Annotated in this window: 16 protein-coding genes; 1 reads left to right on the top strand and 15 read right to left on the bottom strand. The window is 65.8% G+C overall.

Going from position 1 to position 16,591, the window contains the following annotated elements; all coding sequences use genetic code 11:
* Positions 1-103: 103 nt before the first annotated feature.
* From Q0A15_RS00925 to Q0A15_RS00865, 13 genes are all read right to left on the bottom strand, one after another.
* Positions 104-598 carry a tetratricopeptide repeat protein gene (locus Q0A15_RS00925; protein ID WP_291277658.1) on the bottom strand — a complete coding sequence of 165 codons (495 nt, stop codon included), beginning with the start codon at positions 596-598 and terminating at the stop codon, positions 104-106.
* Positions 595-1,689 (bottom strand): 3-dehydroquinate synthase, encoded by a 1,095-nt coding sequence (gene aroB, locus Q0A15_RS00920; protein WP_291277657.1) that lies wholly within the window; start codon positions 1,687-1,689, stop codon positions 595-597. The genes Q0A15_RS00925 and aroB overlap by 4 nt, the downstream gene beginning before the upstream one ends.
* Positions 1,686-2,285, bottom strand: coding sequence for a shikimate kinase (locus Q0A15_RS00915; protein WP_291277656.1), 600 nt, complete (start codon positions 2,283-2,285; stop codon positions 1,686-1,688). The genes aroB and Q0A15_RS00915 overlap by 4 nt, the downstream gene beginning before the upstream one ends.
* The gene (aroC, locus tag Q0A15_RS00910; protein WP_291277655.1) at positions 2,282-3,481 is read right to left on the bottom strand and encodes a chorismate synthase; all 1,200 of its coding nucleotides are present in this window, start codon (positions 3,479-3,481) and stop codon (positions 2,282-2,284) included. The genes Q0A15_RS00915 and aroC overlap by 4 nt, the downstream gene beginning before the upstream one ends.
* Positions 3,482-3,486: 5 nt before the next feature.
* Complete coding sequence (locus tag Q0A15_RS00905; RefSeq protein ID WP_291277654.1) at positions 3,487-4,419, bottom strand: shikimate dehydrogenase; 933 nt, start codon at positions 4,417-4,419, stop codon at positions 3,487-3,489.
* Complete coding sequence (mltG, locus tag Q0A15_RS00900) at positions 4,389-5,885, bottom strand: endolytic transglycosylase MltG (protein ID WP_291277653.1); 1,497 nt, start codon at positions 5,883-5,885, stop codon at positions 4,389-4,391. The genes Q0A15_RS00905 and mltG overlap by 31 nt, the downstream gene beginning before the upstream one ends.
* Positions 5,882-6,442: a Holliday junction resolvase RuvX gene (gene ruvX / locus Q0A15_RS00895; protein ID WP_367273339.1), complete on the bottom strand. Its 561-nt coding sequence runs from the start codon at positions 6,440-6,442 to the stop codon at positions 5,882-5,884. Before ruvX ends, mltG begins: the two co-directional genes overlap by 4 nt.
* The gene (gene alaS, locus Q0A15_RS00890) at positions 6,439-9,135 is read right to left on the bottom strand and encodes an alanine--tRNA ligase (protein ID WP_291277652.1); all 2,697 of its coding nucleotides are present in this window, start codon (positions 9,133-9,135) and stop codon (positions 6,439-6,441) included. Before alaS ends, ruvX begins: the two co-directional genes overlap by 4 nt.
* Before the next feature lie 105 nt (positions 9,136-9,240).
* Positions 9,241-9,498 (bottom strand): hypothetical protein, encoded by a 258-nt coding sequence (locus Q0A15_RS00885; protein ID WP_291277651.1) that lies wholly within the window; start codon positions 9,496-9,498, stop codon positions 9,241-9,243.
* Positions 9,499-9,557: 59 nt separating this feature from the next.
* Positions 9,558-9,905 (bottom strand): DUF948 domain-containing protein, encoded by a 348-nt coding sequence (locus Q0A15_RS00880; RefSeq protein ID WP_291277650.1) that lies wholly within the window; start codon positions 9,903-9,905, stop codon positions 9,558-9,560.
* A gap of 224 nt (positions 9,906-10,129) precedes the next feature.
* Complete coding sequence (rpsD, locus tag Q0A15_RS00875) at positions 10,130-10,753, bottom strand: 30S ribosomal protein S4 (protein WP_291277649.1); 624 nt, start codon at positions 10,751-10,753, stop codon at positions 10,130-10,132.
* Positions 10,754-10,959: 206 nt separating this feature from the next.
* Entirely contained in the window at positions 10,960-12,003 is a 1,044-nt protein-coding gene (lgt, locus tag Q0A15_RS00870) for a prolipoprotein diacylglyceryl transferase (RefSeq protein WP_291277648.1), read from the bottom strand.
* A gap of 42 nt (positions 12,004-12,045) precedes the next feature.
* Complete coding sequence (locus Q0A15_RS00865) at positions 12,046-13,554, bottom strand: replication-associated recombination protein A (RefSeq protein ID WP_291277647.1); 1,509 nt, start codon at positions 13,552-13,554, stop codon at positions 12,046-12,048.
* Positions 13,555-13,641: 87 nt separating this feature from the next.
* Here Q0A15_RS00865 and Q0A15_RS00860 point away from each other — a divergent pair, with 87 nt between their 5' ends.
* Positions 13,642-14,553, top strand: a complete 912-nt coding sequence (locus Q0A15_RS00860) for a rhodanese-related sulfurtransferase (RefSeq protein WP_291277687.1) — start codon at positions 13,642-13,644, stop codon at positions 14,551-14,553.
* A 10-nt stretch (positions 14,554-14,563) separates the two neighbouring features.
* On the opposite strand, the gene Q0A15_RS00855 is transcribed toward Q0A15_RS00860, so the two are convergent.
* Positions 14,564-14,761 carry a helix-hairpin-helix domain-containing protein gene (locus Q0A15_RS00855; RefSeq protein WP_291277646.1) on the bottom strand — a complete coding sequence of 66 codons (198 nt, stop codon included), beginning with the start codon at positions 14,759-14,761 and terminating at the stop codon, positions 14,564-14,566.
* A gap of 111 nt (positions 14,762-14,872) precedes the next feature.
* Positions 14,873-16,591, bottom strand: a 1,719-nt coding sequence (locus tag Q0A15_RS00850; RefSeq protein ID WP_291277645.1) for an HNH endonuclease signature motif containing protein, incomplete at its 5' end; no start/stop codon positions are given.

Below are 16,591 nucleotides of genomic sequence, written 5' to 3'. Positions count from 1 at the left end.
AGGGCGCGTCCAACGGGTGGACGTTAATTTGCTTCAGGCTGACACACGATTCTACCGCAGAGAAGCGCCTGCTTCGGTGTTGTGTCGGGACACCGGTGTCGCGTCAGGACAGCGAGGCCGATGCCAATTCGTAGCAGCGGCGCGAGCACTCCTGGCGTACCTCCGCAGCGTGCCACTGCTCACGGCCTTGCCAGGCTTCCCGGAACCTGGTCACGGCGGCGCGGACGTCGCCCAAGGAGTAGAAGCAGGCCCCCAATTGGTGCAGCACTTCCGGCTCGTCCGCGCTGCCCGCGGTCTCCTCCAGGATGCGACGGAGGCGGCGGACCGCGCGATCGGTGTCACCGGTCCAACGGACCACTTCCGTGTCGAGCAGGCGAAGCCTGGTGTTGCCGGGGTCGAGCAGCCGAGCCTCGGTGATCGCCTCGGCCGCGTCCGCATAGCGCTGCAGGGCGATCAGCACCACGACACGGTCGCCGTACTCCCCCGACCGCAGAGTCTCCATGGCCGCGTTCTCGTCCACCACCACCGGACGCATCCGCGGCAGTTCCATCTCCACGCCCGGAACGCCCAAGGCGAAGTGGGTTTCCAGCACCGTCATTCCGCGATCTCCTGGTAGGCGGTGAAGAGCAGATGGTCCTCGGGGGCCTCGAGTACGCCGGGCCGGGCCAGGCCGTCCAGCACGATGAAGCGCAGGTGGTCGCCACGAGACTTCTTGTCTCGGCGCATGGTGGACAGCAACGTCTTCCAGCGGTCCCCGCGGTAGCTCACGGGCAACCCGAGGGAGGACAGCACTGATCGGTGACGGTCCGCCGTGGCATCGTCCAGACGTCCGACGAGTCGTCCGAGTTCCGCCGCGAACACCAGGCCCACCGACACGGCTGCGCCGTGTCGCCACTGATAACGCTCCGCGTATTCGACCGCGTGACCCAGGGTGTGACCGTAGTTGAGGATCTCGCGTCGACCGGATTCGCGGAGGTCCTCCGAGACCACCTCGGCCTTCACCTTGATGGTGCGCTCCATGATCTGCCTGAACGCCGATGAGGTCGGATCCGTGGCGGCTTCGACGTCGGCCTCGAACAGGTCCAGGATCGTGGGATCGGCGATGAAGCCGGTCTTGACGGATTCGGCCATGCCGGTCACCAGCTCGTTGCGTGGCAGGGTCTCGAGGGCGTCAAGGTCAACCAGGACTCCGGCCGGCGGGTGGAACGATCCCACCAGGTTCTTGCCCTCCGAGGTGTTGATCCCCGTCTTGCCGCCAACGGAGGCATCCACCATGCCGAGCACGGTGGTGGGCAGGTGCACCACCCGCACCCCGCGCAGCCACGTGGCGGCGACGAATCCGGCCAGGTCGGTCACCGCACCGCCACCCACGGACACCACTGCATCGGTCCGGGTGAAGTCGGACTGTCCCATGATGCCCCAGCAGAAGGCGGCGACCTCGACGCGCTTGCCCTCCTCCGCATCGGGGATCTCTGCGGTGTAGACGTGCAGGCCGTCTGCCTTGAGCTGCTCGGCCACGGTGTCACCTGTGGTGCGCAGCGCTCGAGGGGTCACCAAGAGGACCTTGTTGACTTGTTCGCCCAACAGCGGGCGCAGTTGCGGAAGCAGTCCACGGCCTACGACCACGTCGTAGCCCGGTCCACTGGGGGTCCCGACATGGATCGTGCTCTGCTGCGGGTCGCCGCTCATCGTGCGCTCCGTTCCTGTTCTGCTCGGGGTTCGTGAGCCTCCGATGTGGAGGCCTCGGTGGGTGAATACGTACTCATGGCGTAGGAGGTCGCGATCTGGGCCGCCAGTTCCTCAGGGGTGTCACTTCTGGCGTCCACGATCTCTGTGGCCGCCGCCGTGTAGAGCGGCAGCCGCTCGTCCAGGATGCGTTGCCACACCTGCATGGGATCGCCACCGGCGAGCATAGGTCGCGATTGTGCATCGCGGATCCTGCCACGCGCGGTTGCCTGGTCGATCGAGAGGAAGACCACGAAGGCACCTGCAAGCAGATCCCGGTTCCGCTGCGAGTGGACGATCCCGCCGCCCGCGGAGATGACGGTTCCCGTCTCCGCCAAGGCGGCGCGCAGCACCTCGGTCTCTGCCGAGCGGAAGGCCGCCTCGCCTCCCTTGGCGAAGATCTCCGGGATGGGACCGTGGGCCGCAGCGATCCGTTGATCCAGGTCCACGAACTCCGCTCCCGTCAGATCGGCGTATGCGTGGGCCACGGCCGTCTTTCCGGCACCCATGGGACCCACGAGGACCAAGGCCCTGGGATCCTCCGGGACGGTTGCGCTCACCGCTGCGCAGGGGCCACGGCGGCAGGGATGTCCGCCAGGAAGGCCTCGAGATTGGTGCGGGTCTGAGCAACGTTGTCCCCACCGAACTTCTCCAGCACGGCGTCGGCCAGGACCAGTGCCACCATGGCCTCCGCGACCACACCCGCGGCAGGCACGGCACAGACGTCGGAGCGTTGGTGGTGAGCCGTGGAGGCCTCACCGGTTGCGACGTCGACCGTGGCCAGTGCGCGGGGAACCGTGGCGATGGGCTTCATCGCTGCTCGGACGCGGATGGATCCTCCCGTGGACATGCCGCCCTCGATGCCACCTGCGCGGTCGGTCAGCCGGGCAAGGTGGTTGTCCTGGTCCAAGACGATCTCGTCGTGGGCTTCGCCGCCTCGGCGGCGTGCCGTCTCGAACCCGTCACCGATCTCGACACCCTTGATGGCCTGGATGCCCATGAGGGCCCCGGCCAGACGGGAATCCAGGCGACGGTCCCAGTGCACGTAGGAACCCAGGCCAACGGGCACACCGGTCGCGATGACCTCGACCACGCCGCCCAGGGTCTGACCGGAGTCATGGGCCGCATCGACCTCGGCCACCATGGCGGCCGAGGTGTCCTTGTCGAAGCAACGCAACGGATCCGCATCCAGGGCCTCGACATCGTCAGGGGTGGGACGCGCGGCATCGCTGGGTGAGGTGACCGTGCCGAGCTCCACGGTGTGGGACACGAGCCCGATCCCCAGTTCCGCCAGGAAGGAGGCTGCCACGGTTCCGAGAGCCACGCGGGTGGCGGTCTCGCGCGCGGAGGCACGTTCGAGCACCGGCCGGGCCTCGTCGAATCCGTACTTCTGCATACCGGCCAGGTCGGCATGTCCGGGGCGCGGGCGGGTCAAGGCGGCGTTGCGGGCCTTTCCCTCCAGGATGGACGGATCCACCGGATCGGCGCTCATCACGTCTTTCCACTTGGGCCATTCCGTGTTGGCCACCTGGATGGCCACCGGGCCACCGATACTCACGCCGTGTCGAACGCCGCCCAGCAGGCTGACCTGATCCTGCTCGAACTTCATGCGGGCGCCGCGGCCGTAGCCGAGCCGGCGACGAGCAAGGGCGGCCTGAACGGCGGAGGTGGTCAAGGGGACGCCGGCGGGAAGACCCTCGATGATCCCTGTGAGAGCGGGACCATGGGACTCGCCGGAGGTGAGCCAACGCAACATGGGTTCTATCCTGCCACGGCTGTGGCCGCAGTCCCGTCTCGGGTGATCCCCACCTCGTCACACAATGCGTCCCGATAATCCTGTCCCAAGGCTTCAGCGCGACCGGTGAACAGTGCGACCTGTTCAACCGCCTGGTGAACCAGCATCGCCAGACCGTGAACGGGCGTTCCGCCCGCTGCCCCCCAGGCCGTGCTCAGCACTGACGGCCACTGCGCATACGCGGCGTCCAGTAGCGCGCTACCGGGTGCAGCCAGGGCCGAGATCACGGGGGCAAGGGGGTCCGCCGCACCTGCAGGCAACGTGGAGACCACCACGTCCATGATGCCGAGGTCTGCCGCGGTCAACGACTCGAAGTCGATGAAGTCCACGTGCATCCCGAGCGCAGCTGCCACGCGGGGCAGCTCGTGAACGCGGTCGTAGGCACGCACGGCGACGGCGACATGAACGTGACCCAGATCATGCAGGGCCGCCAGTGCGGCGGCGGCCGTCCCCCCTGCCCCGATCACCAAGGCTCGTGGGGGCAATTCGAGGCGAGCAGCGCTCGTCGGGCATGAGTCGACGCCGGCGGCGCGCAGCGCCGCGACGATGCCTGCCACATCGGTGTTGTGACCGTGCAGTACCGGAGCATCCTCCGCACGTTCCACCACCACGGTGTTGAGCGCACCCAGGGTCGCCGCCAAGGGATGAACCACGTCGACCTGCTGGATCATGGGCTGCTTCATGGGCATCGTCACGCTCAGGCCGAGCCACCCGGGCTCGTGACGCAACCGGTCCGCCAGCGCCCCGGCATCGGGGGCGGTGGCATCGATCCGGGTGTACTCGATGGGCAGTCCCAGCAACTGATACGCGCGCAGATGCAAGGCGGGCGAGGACGAATGGTCAACGGGATGACCTATGACCGCAGCCCTCACTTGCACACGTCCGGGTTGTCGGAGCACCAGGTGCGGTACTCCTTGACGTTCTTCTGGTGCTGCTCGTAGGTCGGGGCGAACTTGGTCTCACCGGTGGAGAGATTCACCGTGACCCAGTAGAAATCGTCCGACGCCGTCGGGTTCACGGCAGCCTCGATGGCCCTGTCCCCCGGAGAGCCGATGGGCGTGGGTGTGAGTCCCTTGTGAACGTACGTGTTGAACGGGTTGTTCTTGTCCTTGAGCTGGTCCTTGGTCAGATGGATACTGACCTGTCCGAGTCCGTAGGAGACCGTGGAGTCCAGCTGCAGGTAGCCGTGCGTCTCATCGTTGGGCTTCAAACGGTTGTCGATGATCCCACTGATGCGCTTGTAGTCCTTGGAGGTGCCTTCACCCGCCACCACCGAGGCCAGCTTCAGGACGCGGTACTGGGCATCGGGATCGGTGACCCCCTGCTTCTCCAGACTCTTGGTGGTGTCATCCACCAACTTCTTCAGGATCGTCTTGGCGTCGGTGTCCAATGGCATCCGGTACTCGCCCGGGTGCAGGTAACCCTCAAGACTCTTCACGGAGGAGGGCAACCCGAATTCCTCCGGCTTCTCAGCAGCGGTGCGCAGTTCCTCGAGGTCGATCCCGGTCCCCTCAGAGATGTTGGACAAGGCATCGCTCATCCGGGCGTTCGCCTGGATCTGGAAGTAGGAGACCTTGTCGGTCGACTGAGCCAGGGACTCCAGTGCCGAGGCCGCGGACATGTGCTTGCGCAGGTTGAACTCGCCGGGCTGGAAGATGGGCGTGGTCTCTGCACCGTCCACGGCGTCATAGAAGGCGTCAGCAGACTTCACCACATCCGCCTTCTCCAAGTCCTTACCGATCTGGCGGACACCGGCACCTTCAGCGATGCTGAAGGACACCTTCCCGGAACCCGGACCCGCATAATCGGCTGCGGGCGCCATGAGACGAGACACACCGAACCAGCCGGCGCCGCCGACGGCGGCCAGGACCACGAGCACCACCACCGTGGTGATCCAGCCGCGCTTGCGACGACGCTTCTTACGAGCCTTCAGGTCGATCTCCCCCTCGTCGGGATCCGAGAAAAGATCCGCGGCAGGCAGGTACCCCGCGGGCAGGTTGGAGACGTCCACGCCGAAGCGGTTCAGGGCATCCGCGAATCCGCTGCCGTGATGGTCCACGGCTTCCGAAGCCGCTTCGGCCTCATGCAGGAAGAACTCCTGGGTCACCTCACCGTCCGCGAGGGGCGCGCTCGGATCTTCTTCGGATGAGGCGTGCACCGTGGTCTCCACGGCCTCAGGGAGATCGAATTCGTCCTGTGGCGTGGCAGAGGAGGGCGCCGCCTCCTCTTCGGCTGCCGCAAGTGCGGCGAGTACGGCGGCGGTGTCGCCTGGGCCGTGCCGTCCCACGCCGGTGAAACGGCGGGCGGCAACGGGGCGTCGGGCGCGTCGGGGCCGGCGGGGGGAAGCTCCGTCTGCCTGGTTCACGACTCGTCTCCTTCCGGAGGATTACTCCGTGTTCCTGGGTGCGAGGTGGCCTGCTCTGTGGACAATGATGAATCGGTGGGCGGCTCGGAGACGGGAGGGAGAACATGTTCTCCCGCCCGGCGTCCTGAGGCTCGCTCCACGTCGAGGGCCTGCTGCAGGATGTCTACTGCCGCCGCCTGGTCGATGACCGAACGGGAGTTCTTCACGTCACGACCGGATTCATGAAGTTTCCGCTGGGCGCTGACCGTCGTCAAACGCTCATCCACCAGCCGTACCTCGACGTCGTCGAGGGTCGTGGCCAGCGCTCGAGCGTAGCGCTGAGCGTCCTCGGTGGAGGGTGTCTGCTGACCGTGCAGGTTCAGGGGCAACCCGACGTAGACCACTACGGCCTCGGCCTCCCGCGCCAACCGGGTCAGGACCGCCAGGTCCGTGCCCTTCTTCTGGTCACGGCGCAGGGTCTTCACCGGTGTAGCGAGGATCCCGTCGGGGTCGGAACGGGACACGCCCACACGGGCGCGTCCCACGTCGACCCCGAAACGGGTTCCGCGAGGTATCACGCTTGCGACACCAACCGGGTGACCTCTTCGAGGGCGTCGGCGATCTTGGTGGGGTCCTGGCCGCCACCCTGTGCAACGTCGTCCTTGCCGCCGCCGCCTCCGCCGAGGATCTTGGCGCCGGAGCGCACCAGCGCACCGGCCTTGACGCCGGCGTCTCGGGCGGCCTCGTTGGTGGCAACCAGTAGCACGGGCTTGCCCTTCACGACGCCGGTCACGGCGACGACGGAGGCCCCCTGACCAAGGCGATCGCGTGCAGGCAGCGCCAACGAACGCAGATCGTCTGCGCTGTCCACCTCGCCTGCGTCGTGCGTGACGAGACGGATGCCCGCAACGTCGTGGGCGTTGGCGACGAGGTTCGCGGAGGCGGCCTGAAGCTTCTCCCGACGGAGCTTCTCGATCTCCTTCTCCGCGGTGCGCAGTCGGTCCACCGTGGAATTGATGCGCTCCCGCAGCTCTGCGGCCGGCACGCGGAACATCTCGGTCAGGTCGTTGACCAGCGCGCGTTCTGCAGCATTGTGGCGGAACGCGGAGAGACCGACGAGAGCCTCGACGCGTCGGTTGCCGGAGCCCACGGAGGCCTCACCGAGCAGGGACATGGAACCGACCTTGGAGGTGTGGGGCACGTGGGTACCACCGCAGAACTCGCGGGACCATGCGCCGTCGATCTCCACGATGCGGACCATGTCCCCGTACTTCTCACCGAAGAGGCTGGTGGCACCGAGCGCCTTGGCCTCCTCCTTCTTCATGACGCGGGTGATGACCTCGAAGTCGTGATCGATGGCCTGGTTGACCACGTCCTCGACCTCGGACGTGGCGCCAGCGGACAGGGCCTCTGCCCAGGAGAAGTCGAAGCGCAGGTAGCCGGCTTTGTTGAAGGAACCGGACTGGAGGGCCTCGGGACCCAGCACCTGGTGCAGGGCTGCGTGAACCAGGTGAGTCGCAGTGTGTGCCTCTTCGCCCGCGTGGCGGCGCGCCTGGTCCACCTGAGCCAGCACGGTGGCGTCGGCAGGCAGCTCGCCCTCACGAACCACTGCCCTGTGAACGGAAAGGCCACGCATGGGCGCCTGGACGTCAGTGACCTCCAGGACGAATCCGTCACCGGTGATGAGGCCGGTATCTGCAGCCTGACCCCCGGCCTCGGCGTAGAACGGCGTGGCATCGAGGACGACCTCGACCTCCTGACCCTGCTCGGCGACATCAGCTCGGGCGCCGTTGATGATCAGGCCACGCACCGCCGACTCCGTGGTGAGTTCCTGGTACCCGGTGAAGTGGGTGTCCCCGACACCGTGCAGCTCGCGGTAGAGCGTGAGGTCGGCGTGGCCGGTCTTCTTGGACTTGGCGTCCTTCTTGGCGCGCTGGCGCTGCTCTTCCATCAGGGAGCGGAACGTGTCCTGGTCAACGCTCAGCCCTGCCTCGGAGGCGATCTCCAGGGTCAGGTCGATCGGGAAGCCGTAGGTGTCATGCAGCTGGAACGCATCCTCGCCGGAGAGCGGGGTGCCGGCGGAGCGCGCACCCTGAAGCGCCTCGTCCAGGCGGGTGGTGCCGGAAGCGATGGTGCGCAGGAAGGAGCGTTCCTCGGCATAGGCCACACGGGCGATGCGTTCGAAGTCGGTGGCCACCTCGGGGTAGACACCCTTCATCGCGTCGCGCGAAACCGGCAGCAGCTCCGGCATCACGGGCTGTTCCACACCGAGCAGGCGCATGGCGCGCACCGCCCGGCGGATCAGGCGGCGCAGCACGTAGCCTCGACCCTCGTTGGAGGGGGTCACGCCGTCGGAGATGAGCATCAGGGAGGAACGCACGTGATCGGCGACCACGCGCAGGCGAACGTCATCGGCGTGTTCCGGCGACTCGGGATCCTCGCTGGAGGTGTAGTGCTTACCGGACAGCTCGGCGGCGCGGTCGAGCACGGGACGGACCTGATCCGTCTCGTACATGTTCTCGACGCCCTGCAGGATCATGGCGAGGCGCTCGAGGCCCAGCCCCGTGTCGATGTTGCGCTGGGGCAGCTCGCCGTCGATCACGAAGTCGGTCTTGGAATTCACGTGGGAGAGGCGGTACTGCATGAAGACCAGGTTCCAGATCTCCACGTAGCGGGTCTCGTCCACCGCCGGGCCACCTTCGATACCGTACTGGGGACCGCGGTCGTAATAGATCTCGGAGCAGGGGCCACCCGGACCGGGCTGGCCGGTGTTCCAGAAGTTGTCCGCCTTACCGGTGCCCACCACACGCTCGTGCGGCAAACCGATCTTGTTCTCCCAGATCTCCCTGGCCTCATCGTCCTTCCAGTCGGAGTCCTCGTCCTCGAAGACAGTGACCCACAGCCGCTCGGGATCCAGCCCGAAGCAGCCCTCGTCCTGGGACCCGGTCAGCAGACCCCAGGCGAAGGTGATGGCCTCCTCCTTGAAGTAGTCACCGAAGGAGAAGTTGCCTGCCATCTGGAAGAAGGTGCCGTGACGCACCGTCTGGCCCACCTCTTCGATGTCGGCCGTACGGATGCACTTCTGCACGCTGGTGGCGCGTGGGTACGGTGCCGGCTCCACCGCGGTCAGGTAAGGAATGAACGGAACCATGCCTGCCACGGTGAACAGCAACGACGGGTCGGCAGAGACCAGGGATGCGCTGGGCACGGGGGTGTGGCCGCGGGCTTCGAAGTAGTCGACCCACCGCTTGGCGATCTCCTGGGATTTCATGCTGTTCTCGTGTCTCCTCGTTGGTGAACGATGTCTTGGTTCCGGCTCAACGTTGGTGAGACCGGGAAAGTCTGTTGGTGTGTGCGGGTGACGAACTCAGACGTGTCAGTCCGCGGCGGGGCCCGCATGACGGCCGCGGGGTGCCTCGTCGATGCCAAGGGCTGCTCGCAACTCCGCCTCACGTGTGGCGGATCCTTCCTTGAAGGAGGAGGCCGCGCCGCGGACCAAGGAGGTCACGCGGTCGAGTGCGGAGTCTGCGATGGCCAGCGGTGCCGTGGCCGAGGTGGTCTTCACACGGGCAAGTTGGCGGCTGGCAAGCACGCCGATGCCGATGCCGACGGCGACCCAGAAGAGCTTCTTCACGTGAGTTGAGTCCTTACTCGTTGGTTGTTTCCGTGGGGCGACTGAGGGTTGGGTGCCGCTCAGGAATCCTTGGTGAAGACCGCCCGCACGCCTGCACTGAAGGAAGCGATCTTGATGAGCGGCTTGCCCAATACGGAGGCCGTCAGCGAGGTGACCGCGGTCAGGTTCGCGGTGGCGTCCTGAACGTTGGAGGTGATGGCGTCCACGCGTTCCAGCTGCTGGTTGGAGGTTGCCACGGTGGTGGAAACCTCCTTCAGCACGGGCGTGGTGTTCTCCGTGACCTCGGTGACCGCGTCACCGAGCTTGTCGAAGACTCGTCCCAGTTTCAGGATCGGGACTGCAAGCAGGGCCACCAGGATCAGGAAGACTCCCGCTGCGATGAGGCCGGCGATGTCGCCACCAGACATGCTCTTCAACTCCATAACTCAAGGACGATGCGGATTGTGCCCAAACTACTTTACCCGTTCGTGACCAAATCGAGGCCGACCCGCGATGGTGAGTGCACCGTCCGCCATCTCGAGAGCCTGGTCAGCGAACTCGAGAGTCCGGTGCGCCAACGCGAAAGCCCGCGAACCGTTTCCGGTCCGCGGGCTCTCGGTCCCCTCCCACAACTGTGGGCGGGTGACGAAAATCAGCGTGCGTAGTACTCGACCACGAGCTGCTCTTCGCAGGTCACGGGGACCTCGGAACGCTTGGGGCGGCGAACCAGCTTGGCCTGCAGCTGCTCCAGCTTGACGTCCAGGTAGCCCGGGACGGCGGGGAGCACGTCACGGTGGGCGCCGGCGGCGGCGAGCTGGAACGGGACCATGGTCTCGGAGCGCTCGGAGACGTGGATCAGCTGACCCTCCTTGACGCGGAAGGAGGGAACATCCACCTTCACACCGTCAACCAGGATGTGGCGGTGCACAACCAGCTGGCGAGCCTGCTGGATGGTGCGGGCGAAGCCGGCACGCAGGACGAGGGCGTCCAGACGCATCTCGAGCAGCTCGATGAGGTTCTCACCGGTCAGACCCTTGGTGCGGCGGGCTTCCTCGAACACGCGAGTCATCTGAGCCTCGCGGATGCCGTACTGAGCGCGAAGACGCTGCTTCTCACGCAGACGCACTGCGTAGTCGCTGTCCTGCTTCTTGCGGGCGCGGCCGTGCTGGCCGGGTCCGTACGGACGACGTTCCATGTACTTCTCGGCCTTGGGGGTCAGGGCGATCCCCAGGGCGCGGGACAGACGCACAGTGTTGCGCTGGCGCATGTTGGCCATGTCTGTTTCCTTTACTGTTTGCGCACTCTGAAGTTGACGGCCTCCTGGTGTGGAGAGTGGGGGGAATGCGCTTCCCGCCTGTTACTTCGATGCGCGTGGCCCACCGGGTGGGCGCACGACACCTGCCGTACAGCCTTCAATCCTACCCGGTCGCGGGGCGGGACACGAAGAGGCCTGGTTCGTGGGGTCCGTCACTGGGTCGGACGTCAGTCCTTCTCGGGATCACTGCCCGACGGGGTGTCTCCTGGTTTCGATGTCGCGGCGCCATCGGCGCCATCGGCGCCGTCCGCGCCTTCGGTGCCATTGTCAGCGGACTCGGCACCGCCCTCGGGCACAAGTGCGGTCTCGGAGGCCGCCGGCCTCTCCTCTTCGTCCCACGTGTGTCCGTCCAGGTAGGCGCTGGTCTGGGCGCCGGGATGGAGCTTGTATTGAAGCGCAATGATCAGCAGGCCGAGGACCACGGCGAAGATGGCGGCCCACACGTTGGAACGCAGGCCGTAGATGACCTCGGAGGGATCGATGCGGATGTTCTCCCACACGATGCGGCCCGCCCCGTACCAGATCAGGTACGTGCCGAGCAGGCGACCCCAGCTGAAGAACGCCTTCTTGCCCAGCCACAGCAGGACCAGGCAGCCGAGAGCGTTCCAGACGACCTCATAGAGGAATGTGGGATGGAAGAGGGCGTCGGCAGGCGTGCCCTCCGGGATCGCGGAATTGGGGCGATCGATCTCGAGGCCCCAGGGAAGTGTGGTGACGGAACCGAAGAGTTCCTGGTTGAACCAGTTGCCGAAGCGACCACAGGCCTGGGCCAGGATGAGTCCCGGAACCAGGGCATCCGCCACGGCCGCGAAGGACAGCCCCTTGACTCGGCACATGATCCACACGCCGATGCCACCGCCGAGAAGCGCTCCGAAGATCGCGATGCCGCCCTCCCAGATGGCCCATACCGATCCGGGTTCGGTGATGTCCCACGTGTTTCTGCCTTCACCGAAGTAGTCGTTCGGGTGGGTCAGCACGTGATAGATCCGGGCGACCACGATGGCCAGCGGCACCACCAAAAGGGCGATGTCGAGAACCACCCACGGTTCTGCACCCTTCCTGGTCAGGCGGCTATTCGTCATGATCACGGCGATGACGATGCCGGTCAGGATGCACAGCGCGTAGAAATGGATGTTCAGCGGTCCGATCTCGATGCTCGAGATGGAGGGGGAAGGAATGGACGCTACGAGCGTCTGGGCCTGCAAGGACATGACCTACACTCTAGCGGCGAGCGTGTTGGGTTCAGGTGATGTTCAGCTGCGGCGCCGTCCTCGCACGATGTCCCTGAGCGTGGCGAGCGTGGCCTTGATGCCGCGTTCGTGGCCGTTCTCCGTGGGGACGTAATAGTCCACACCCACCAGATCATCCGGCGGGTATTGCTGAGTGGCCACCGAGTGTGGCGCATCGTGGGCGTAGACGTAGTTCTTGCCGTGACCCAGCTGTTCCGCGCCCTTGTAATGGGCGTCGCGCAAGTGGGCAGGGATGCCCTTCCCCTTGCCCGCTCGCACGTCAGCGATGGCGGCATTGATCGCGTTGTAGGAAGCGTTGGACTTCGGAGCCGTGGCGAGATGAGTCACCGCTTCCGCGAGCACGATGCGTCCCTCCGGCATGCCGATGAGTTGAACCGCTTGAGCTGCCGCGACCGCGGTCTGCAACGCCGTGGGATCTGCCATGCCGATGTCCTCTGCTGCGGAGATCACCAGGCGGCGGGCGATGAAGCGTGGGTCCTCCCCTGCCTCGATCATGGTGGCCATGTAATGCATGGCCGCATCAACGTCGGAACCGCGGATGGACTTGATCAGGGCGGACGCCGTGTCGTAGTGGTTGTCGCCCTGTTTGTCGTAGCGACGCACCGCCACGTCCATGGCGCGTTCGGCGTCGTCCGTGGTGATCGTGGCCTTGCTCTTGTCGGCCTCGTCGTTCGCGTCGTTGCCGCCGTCGTCAGCGTCGTCGCCCGGGACTGAATCGGCGTCGTGTTCGACGTCCCTTGTCGCGCCGTCGTCACGTTCACGGGCGTGACGATCCAACGCCACGGCGGCAGCCGCTTCCAGCCCCGTCAGCGCCTTGCGTGCGTCGCCACCCGAGAGCGTGACGAGATGCTCCAGGACGCCTTCTTGCGGTTCAACACTGGCGTTGAGGCCGCGTTCCGATTCGATGGCCCTGGTCAGGAGGTTCACCAGATCCCGGTCCGTGAGCGATTTCAACGTGAGCAGGATCGAGCGGGAAAGCAGAGGCGCCACCACGGAGAAAGAAGGGTTCTCAGTGGTAGCCGCAACCAGGACCACCCAGCCGTTCTCCACGCCGGGGAGCAGAGCGTCCTGCTGTGCCTTGTTGAAGCGGTGGATCTCGTCAAGGAAGAGGACGGTGGTGACGCCGCGCAGATCACGGTCCTCCAGCGCTTGGTCCATGACGCGGCGCACGTCCTTCACGCCGGCGGAGATGGCGGAGAGTTCCACGAAACGTCGGTGGGGACCGCGGGCGATGACGTGAGCAAGAGTGGTCTTGCCCGTACCAGGAGGGCCCCAGAGGATGACGGAGCTCAGCCCGGCAGGACCCGACCCTTCTGCTTCAGCGAGTTGACGCAGGGGCGATCCGGGCAGCAGAAGATGCTGCTGTCCTGCGACCTCGTCCAGCGACGTGGGGCGCATGCGCACCGCAAGAGGTGCACGGCCACGACTGCGGCCTGTCCCCCCACCTGGGCTGGTCGAGTCGAACCCGGTATACGTGTCCTCGTCGCTGTCCTGGTTGAAGAGATCGCTCACACACCCAAGTTTAGGCGTGGATCGTTGTGAACAGCACAGGTGGCCCCCCGGGGCATGACCACAGCACTCCTCGATAGAATCGGCTACATGGCCGTCCCCAAGATCGTTCTCTTCTACGTGTTCACTCCTCTGCCGGATCCGGAGGCTGTTCGACTCTGGCAGCACTCGCTGGCGAGTTCACTGAACCTGACCGGTCGAGTGATCGTGTCCGAGCACGGCATCAACGCCACCCTTGGTGGGGACATCTTCGACCTGAAGCAGTATTGCAAGGCAACACGCGGGTATGCGCCGTTCCGAGGCGCGGATATCAAGTGGTCCGACGGCTTGGGCGACGATTTCCCGCGGCTGTCCGTGAAGGTCCGCCCGGAATTGGTGACCTTCGGTCACCCGGACGAGGTCATGGTGGACGAGTCCGGCGTCGTTGGCGGCGGCGAACACCTCAAGCCTGCGGCCGTGGACCAACTCGTGGCCGGCCGTGGACTTGCCTCCGACGGCGGCGATGTCGTGTTCTTCGACGGCCGCAACGCCATGGAGGCGGAGATCGGCCGCTTCAAGGATGCAGTGGTGCCCTCGACCGACACGACCCGCGACTTCATCGAGGAACTCGAGTCAGGCAAGTATGACGACCTGAAGGACAAGGCAGTGGTCACCTACTGCACCGGCGGCGTGCGGTGCGAGGTGCTGAGCGTGCTCATGAAGAACCGTGGCTTCAACGAGGTCTATCAGATCGACGGCGGCATCGTTCGTTACGGCGAGGCGCGCGGCAACGACGGCCTCTGGGACGGCTCCCTGTATGTGTTCGACAAGCGCATGCACCAGGAGTTCAGCCCAAATGCCGTGTCATTGGGCAATTGCGTCGGTTGCGGCCGGCCCACCCCGATCTACGTCAACTGCGACAACCTCTCCTGCCGCCACATGTACCTGCGGTGCGAGGACTGCACGGCGGCTGGGATCCAGCCAAGCTGCGGAGACTGTGCCACCGCCGACGCTCTCATGTGAGCGCTGGCGGTCAGTCTGCGAAGTCGATTCCTCGCTGCTGCATCTCGTCCTCGAGGATGCGGATCGCTTTAGGTCCCACTCCATGCAGGCTGGCGACTCGCTTCTTGCCTAAGGCGGCCACCTCGGCCAGGGTGTCGACTCCGATGTTCAGCAGCGCGGCCGCTGCAGGACGGCCGATCTTCGGCAGATCGCCGATCTGCTCTGGCATGTGTCGAGTGCTCATGCACCCAGGTTACGTGCAGACGGACACGGGGAACGCGGGCTGCGCGGCTCGGTCCTAATTCCCTGAACGGGCGTCGCTGTGAGGCGGCGTCGTGCCCTACCGAGCGGTGCCGTGTTCGAGGAGTGCGTTGGCCATTTGTTTGAGGTGGTCTTCTGCGGCGAAGATGGTGTCTTCTTGGTTTTGGAGGTCGTGTTCGCGGTCGGTTTGTTGTTGGCGTTGGTCTCCGCGGCCGTCGCGGTAGCCGCGCCAGTAGTGATCCTCGGCCACGCTCATGGGAGATTCCGATGGGAAGGCGCGGGTTGGTGAGTTGAATTTCATGCCGGTTGAGAGGACGGTGATGATGGCGCCTGCACCGGGCCCTGGGCTGGTGTTGTGCTCGGGTTCTGTGGTGGCTCCGTCTGCTTCTTTGAGGAGGTTGTGGCGGGCGCAGAGGCCTTGGCCGTTGCCGTAGCTGGTGGCTCCGCCTTCTGCGTGGGGTTGGATGTGGTCGAGGTGTCTGATGGGGGCGTCGCAGAACGGGAATCGGCAGTGCCTATCACGCAGGGCGATCATCGTGCCTAATCCGTCGGGGAAGGTGCGGGCGGTGGATTCCATCCGCATCAACGCCCCCGACCCCGGTTCCGTGTAGAGCCGTCGCATGGTTGCGGAGTGGCGGGTGTGGGCGGTGTGGATCAGTTCCCTCGCCATCTCTGCTGGGTAGGGGCCCAGCCCGAAGATCTGCGCCGGCTGGTCGGTGATCCCGAAGGCTGACAGGTCGGTGATGACCAGGTTCACGTGCACACCCACCCCGGCCGGCAGGAGGAGTCCCAGGGTCGAGTCGTACTCCATTCCGGCGGGAACCCATACATCACCGGCAACACCCTCATCCTCTGAGGCTTCGCCGGGAACAAGGTGGCTGAACAGGTCCCCGATGGTTTCCACGTCAGTGAATCCGGTGGTCGGGGTGCAGGACTCCCCTGCCGCATTCCCGTCAGCGCGGTCGTCAGTACCGCTGGGGTCGTTGCAGGCCCCGTCGCCGCACTGCTCGTCGGTGCTGTTGCTGGTGTCACCACCTGGTGAGCATGCGCCGTGATAGCTGCCGCCACTTCCCCGGTCCCCACTGCCGTCTTCCCCGTTGCCGTTGGCGTTGCCCTCATCAGTCTGGGCTTGGGCTTGGGTGCAGGGGTGGCCTGGTTGTCCGCCGCAACCGATGTGGTGAGCCCTCAAGAACTCGCCGGGGAGGCCTTTGGTGGCTCGGGCCCAGCCGATCACCAACGCGGTGAGGAGGTCGGCTTTGAGTTGGTCCTGCGTGCGTTCGTCCCCATCATGTCCGTCCTTGCCGTGTCGCTTGGAGCGGGCGTAGGTGGACAGGATGGTTTCCATTGCCTGACCGGCGACTCCGGGGAGGAGGGCGTTGAGGTTCATCATCCCGTCGGGCCGGTACGTGAATCCTGCCCGGCGTTGCTCAGCGGCTTTCTTGCGGCGTTCGGCGACCAATTCTGGTTCGAGTTGGGCGACCACACCGTCGAGGCGTTTGCGCAGTGCCCGCAACCCCAGGTTCGGAAGGTCTTCGGCCACGGGGTCGGCTGCGTCGGAACGGCCAGCTGGGGTGAGGAGGGTGGTGTGGCGGAAGAGGGTCAGGGCTTGCTCCTCGGACACCTTCCCATCCGCCCACAGCCGGAACGTGTGTGGGGCTTGGTCCGGGCAGTCGGAGGCGAGGTCCACGAGGTGACGGGCACGGGAGCCGTTCAGTTTCCGCGCCAGGCCGAGGTCTTTGCCGACCTCGGCGGGGACGTTCCTGACCGAGCGTTCGGCCGCCTCGGCCGCCTGACACCG

Source organism: Galactobacter sp. (assembly GCF_022712295.1).
Lineage (GTDB): Bacteria > Actinomycetota > Actinomycetes > Actinomycetales > Micrococcaceae > Galactobacter.
The sequence above is the reverse complement of the archived record's forward strand: the minus strand, read 5'-3'. Positions and strand labels throughout refer to the sequence as shown.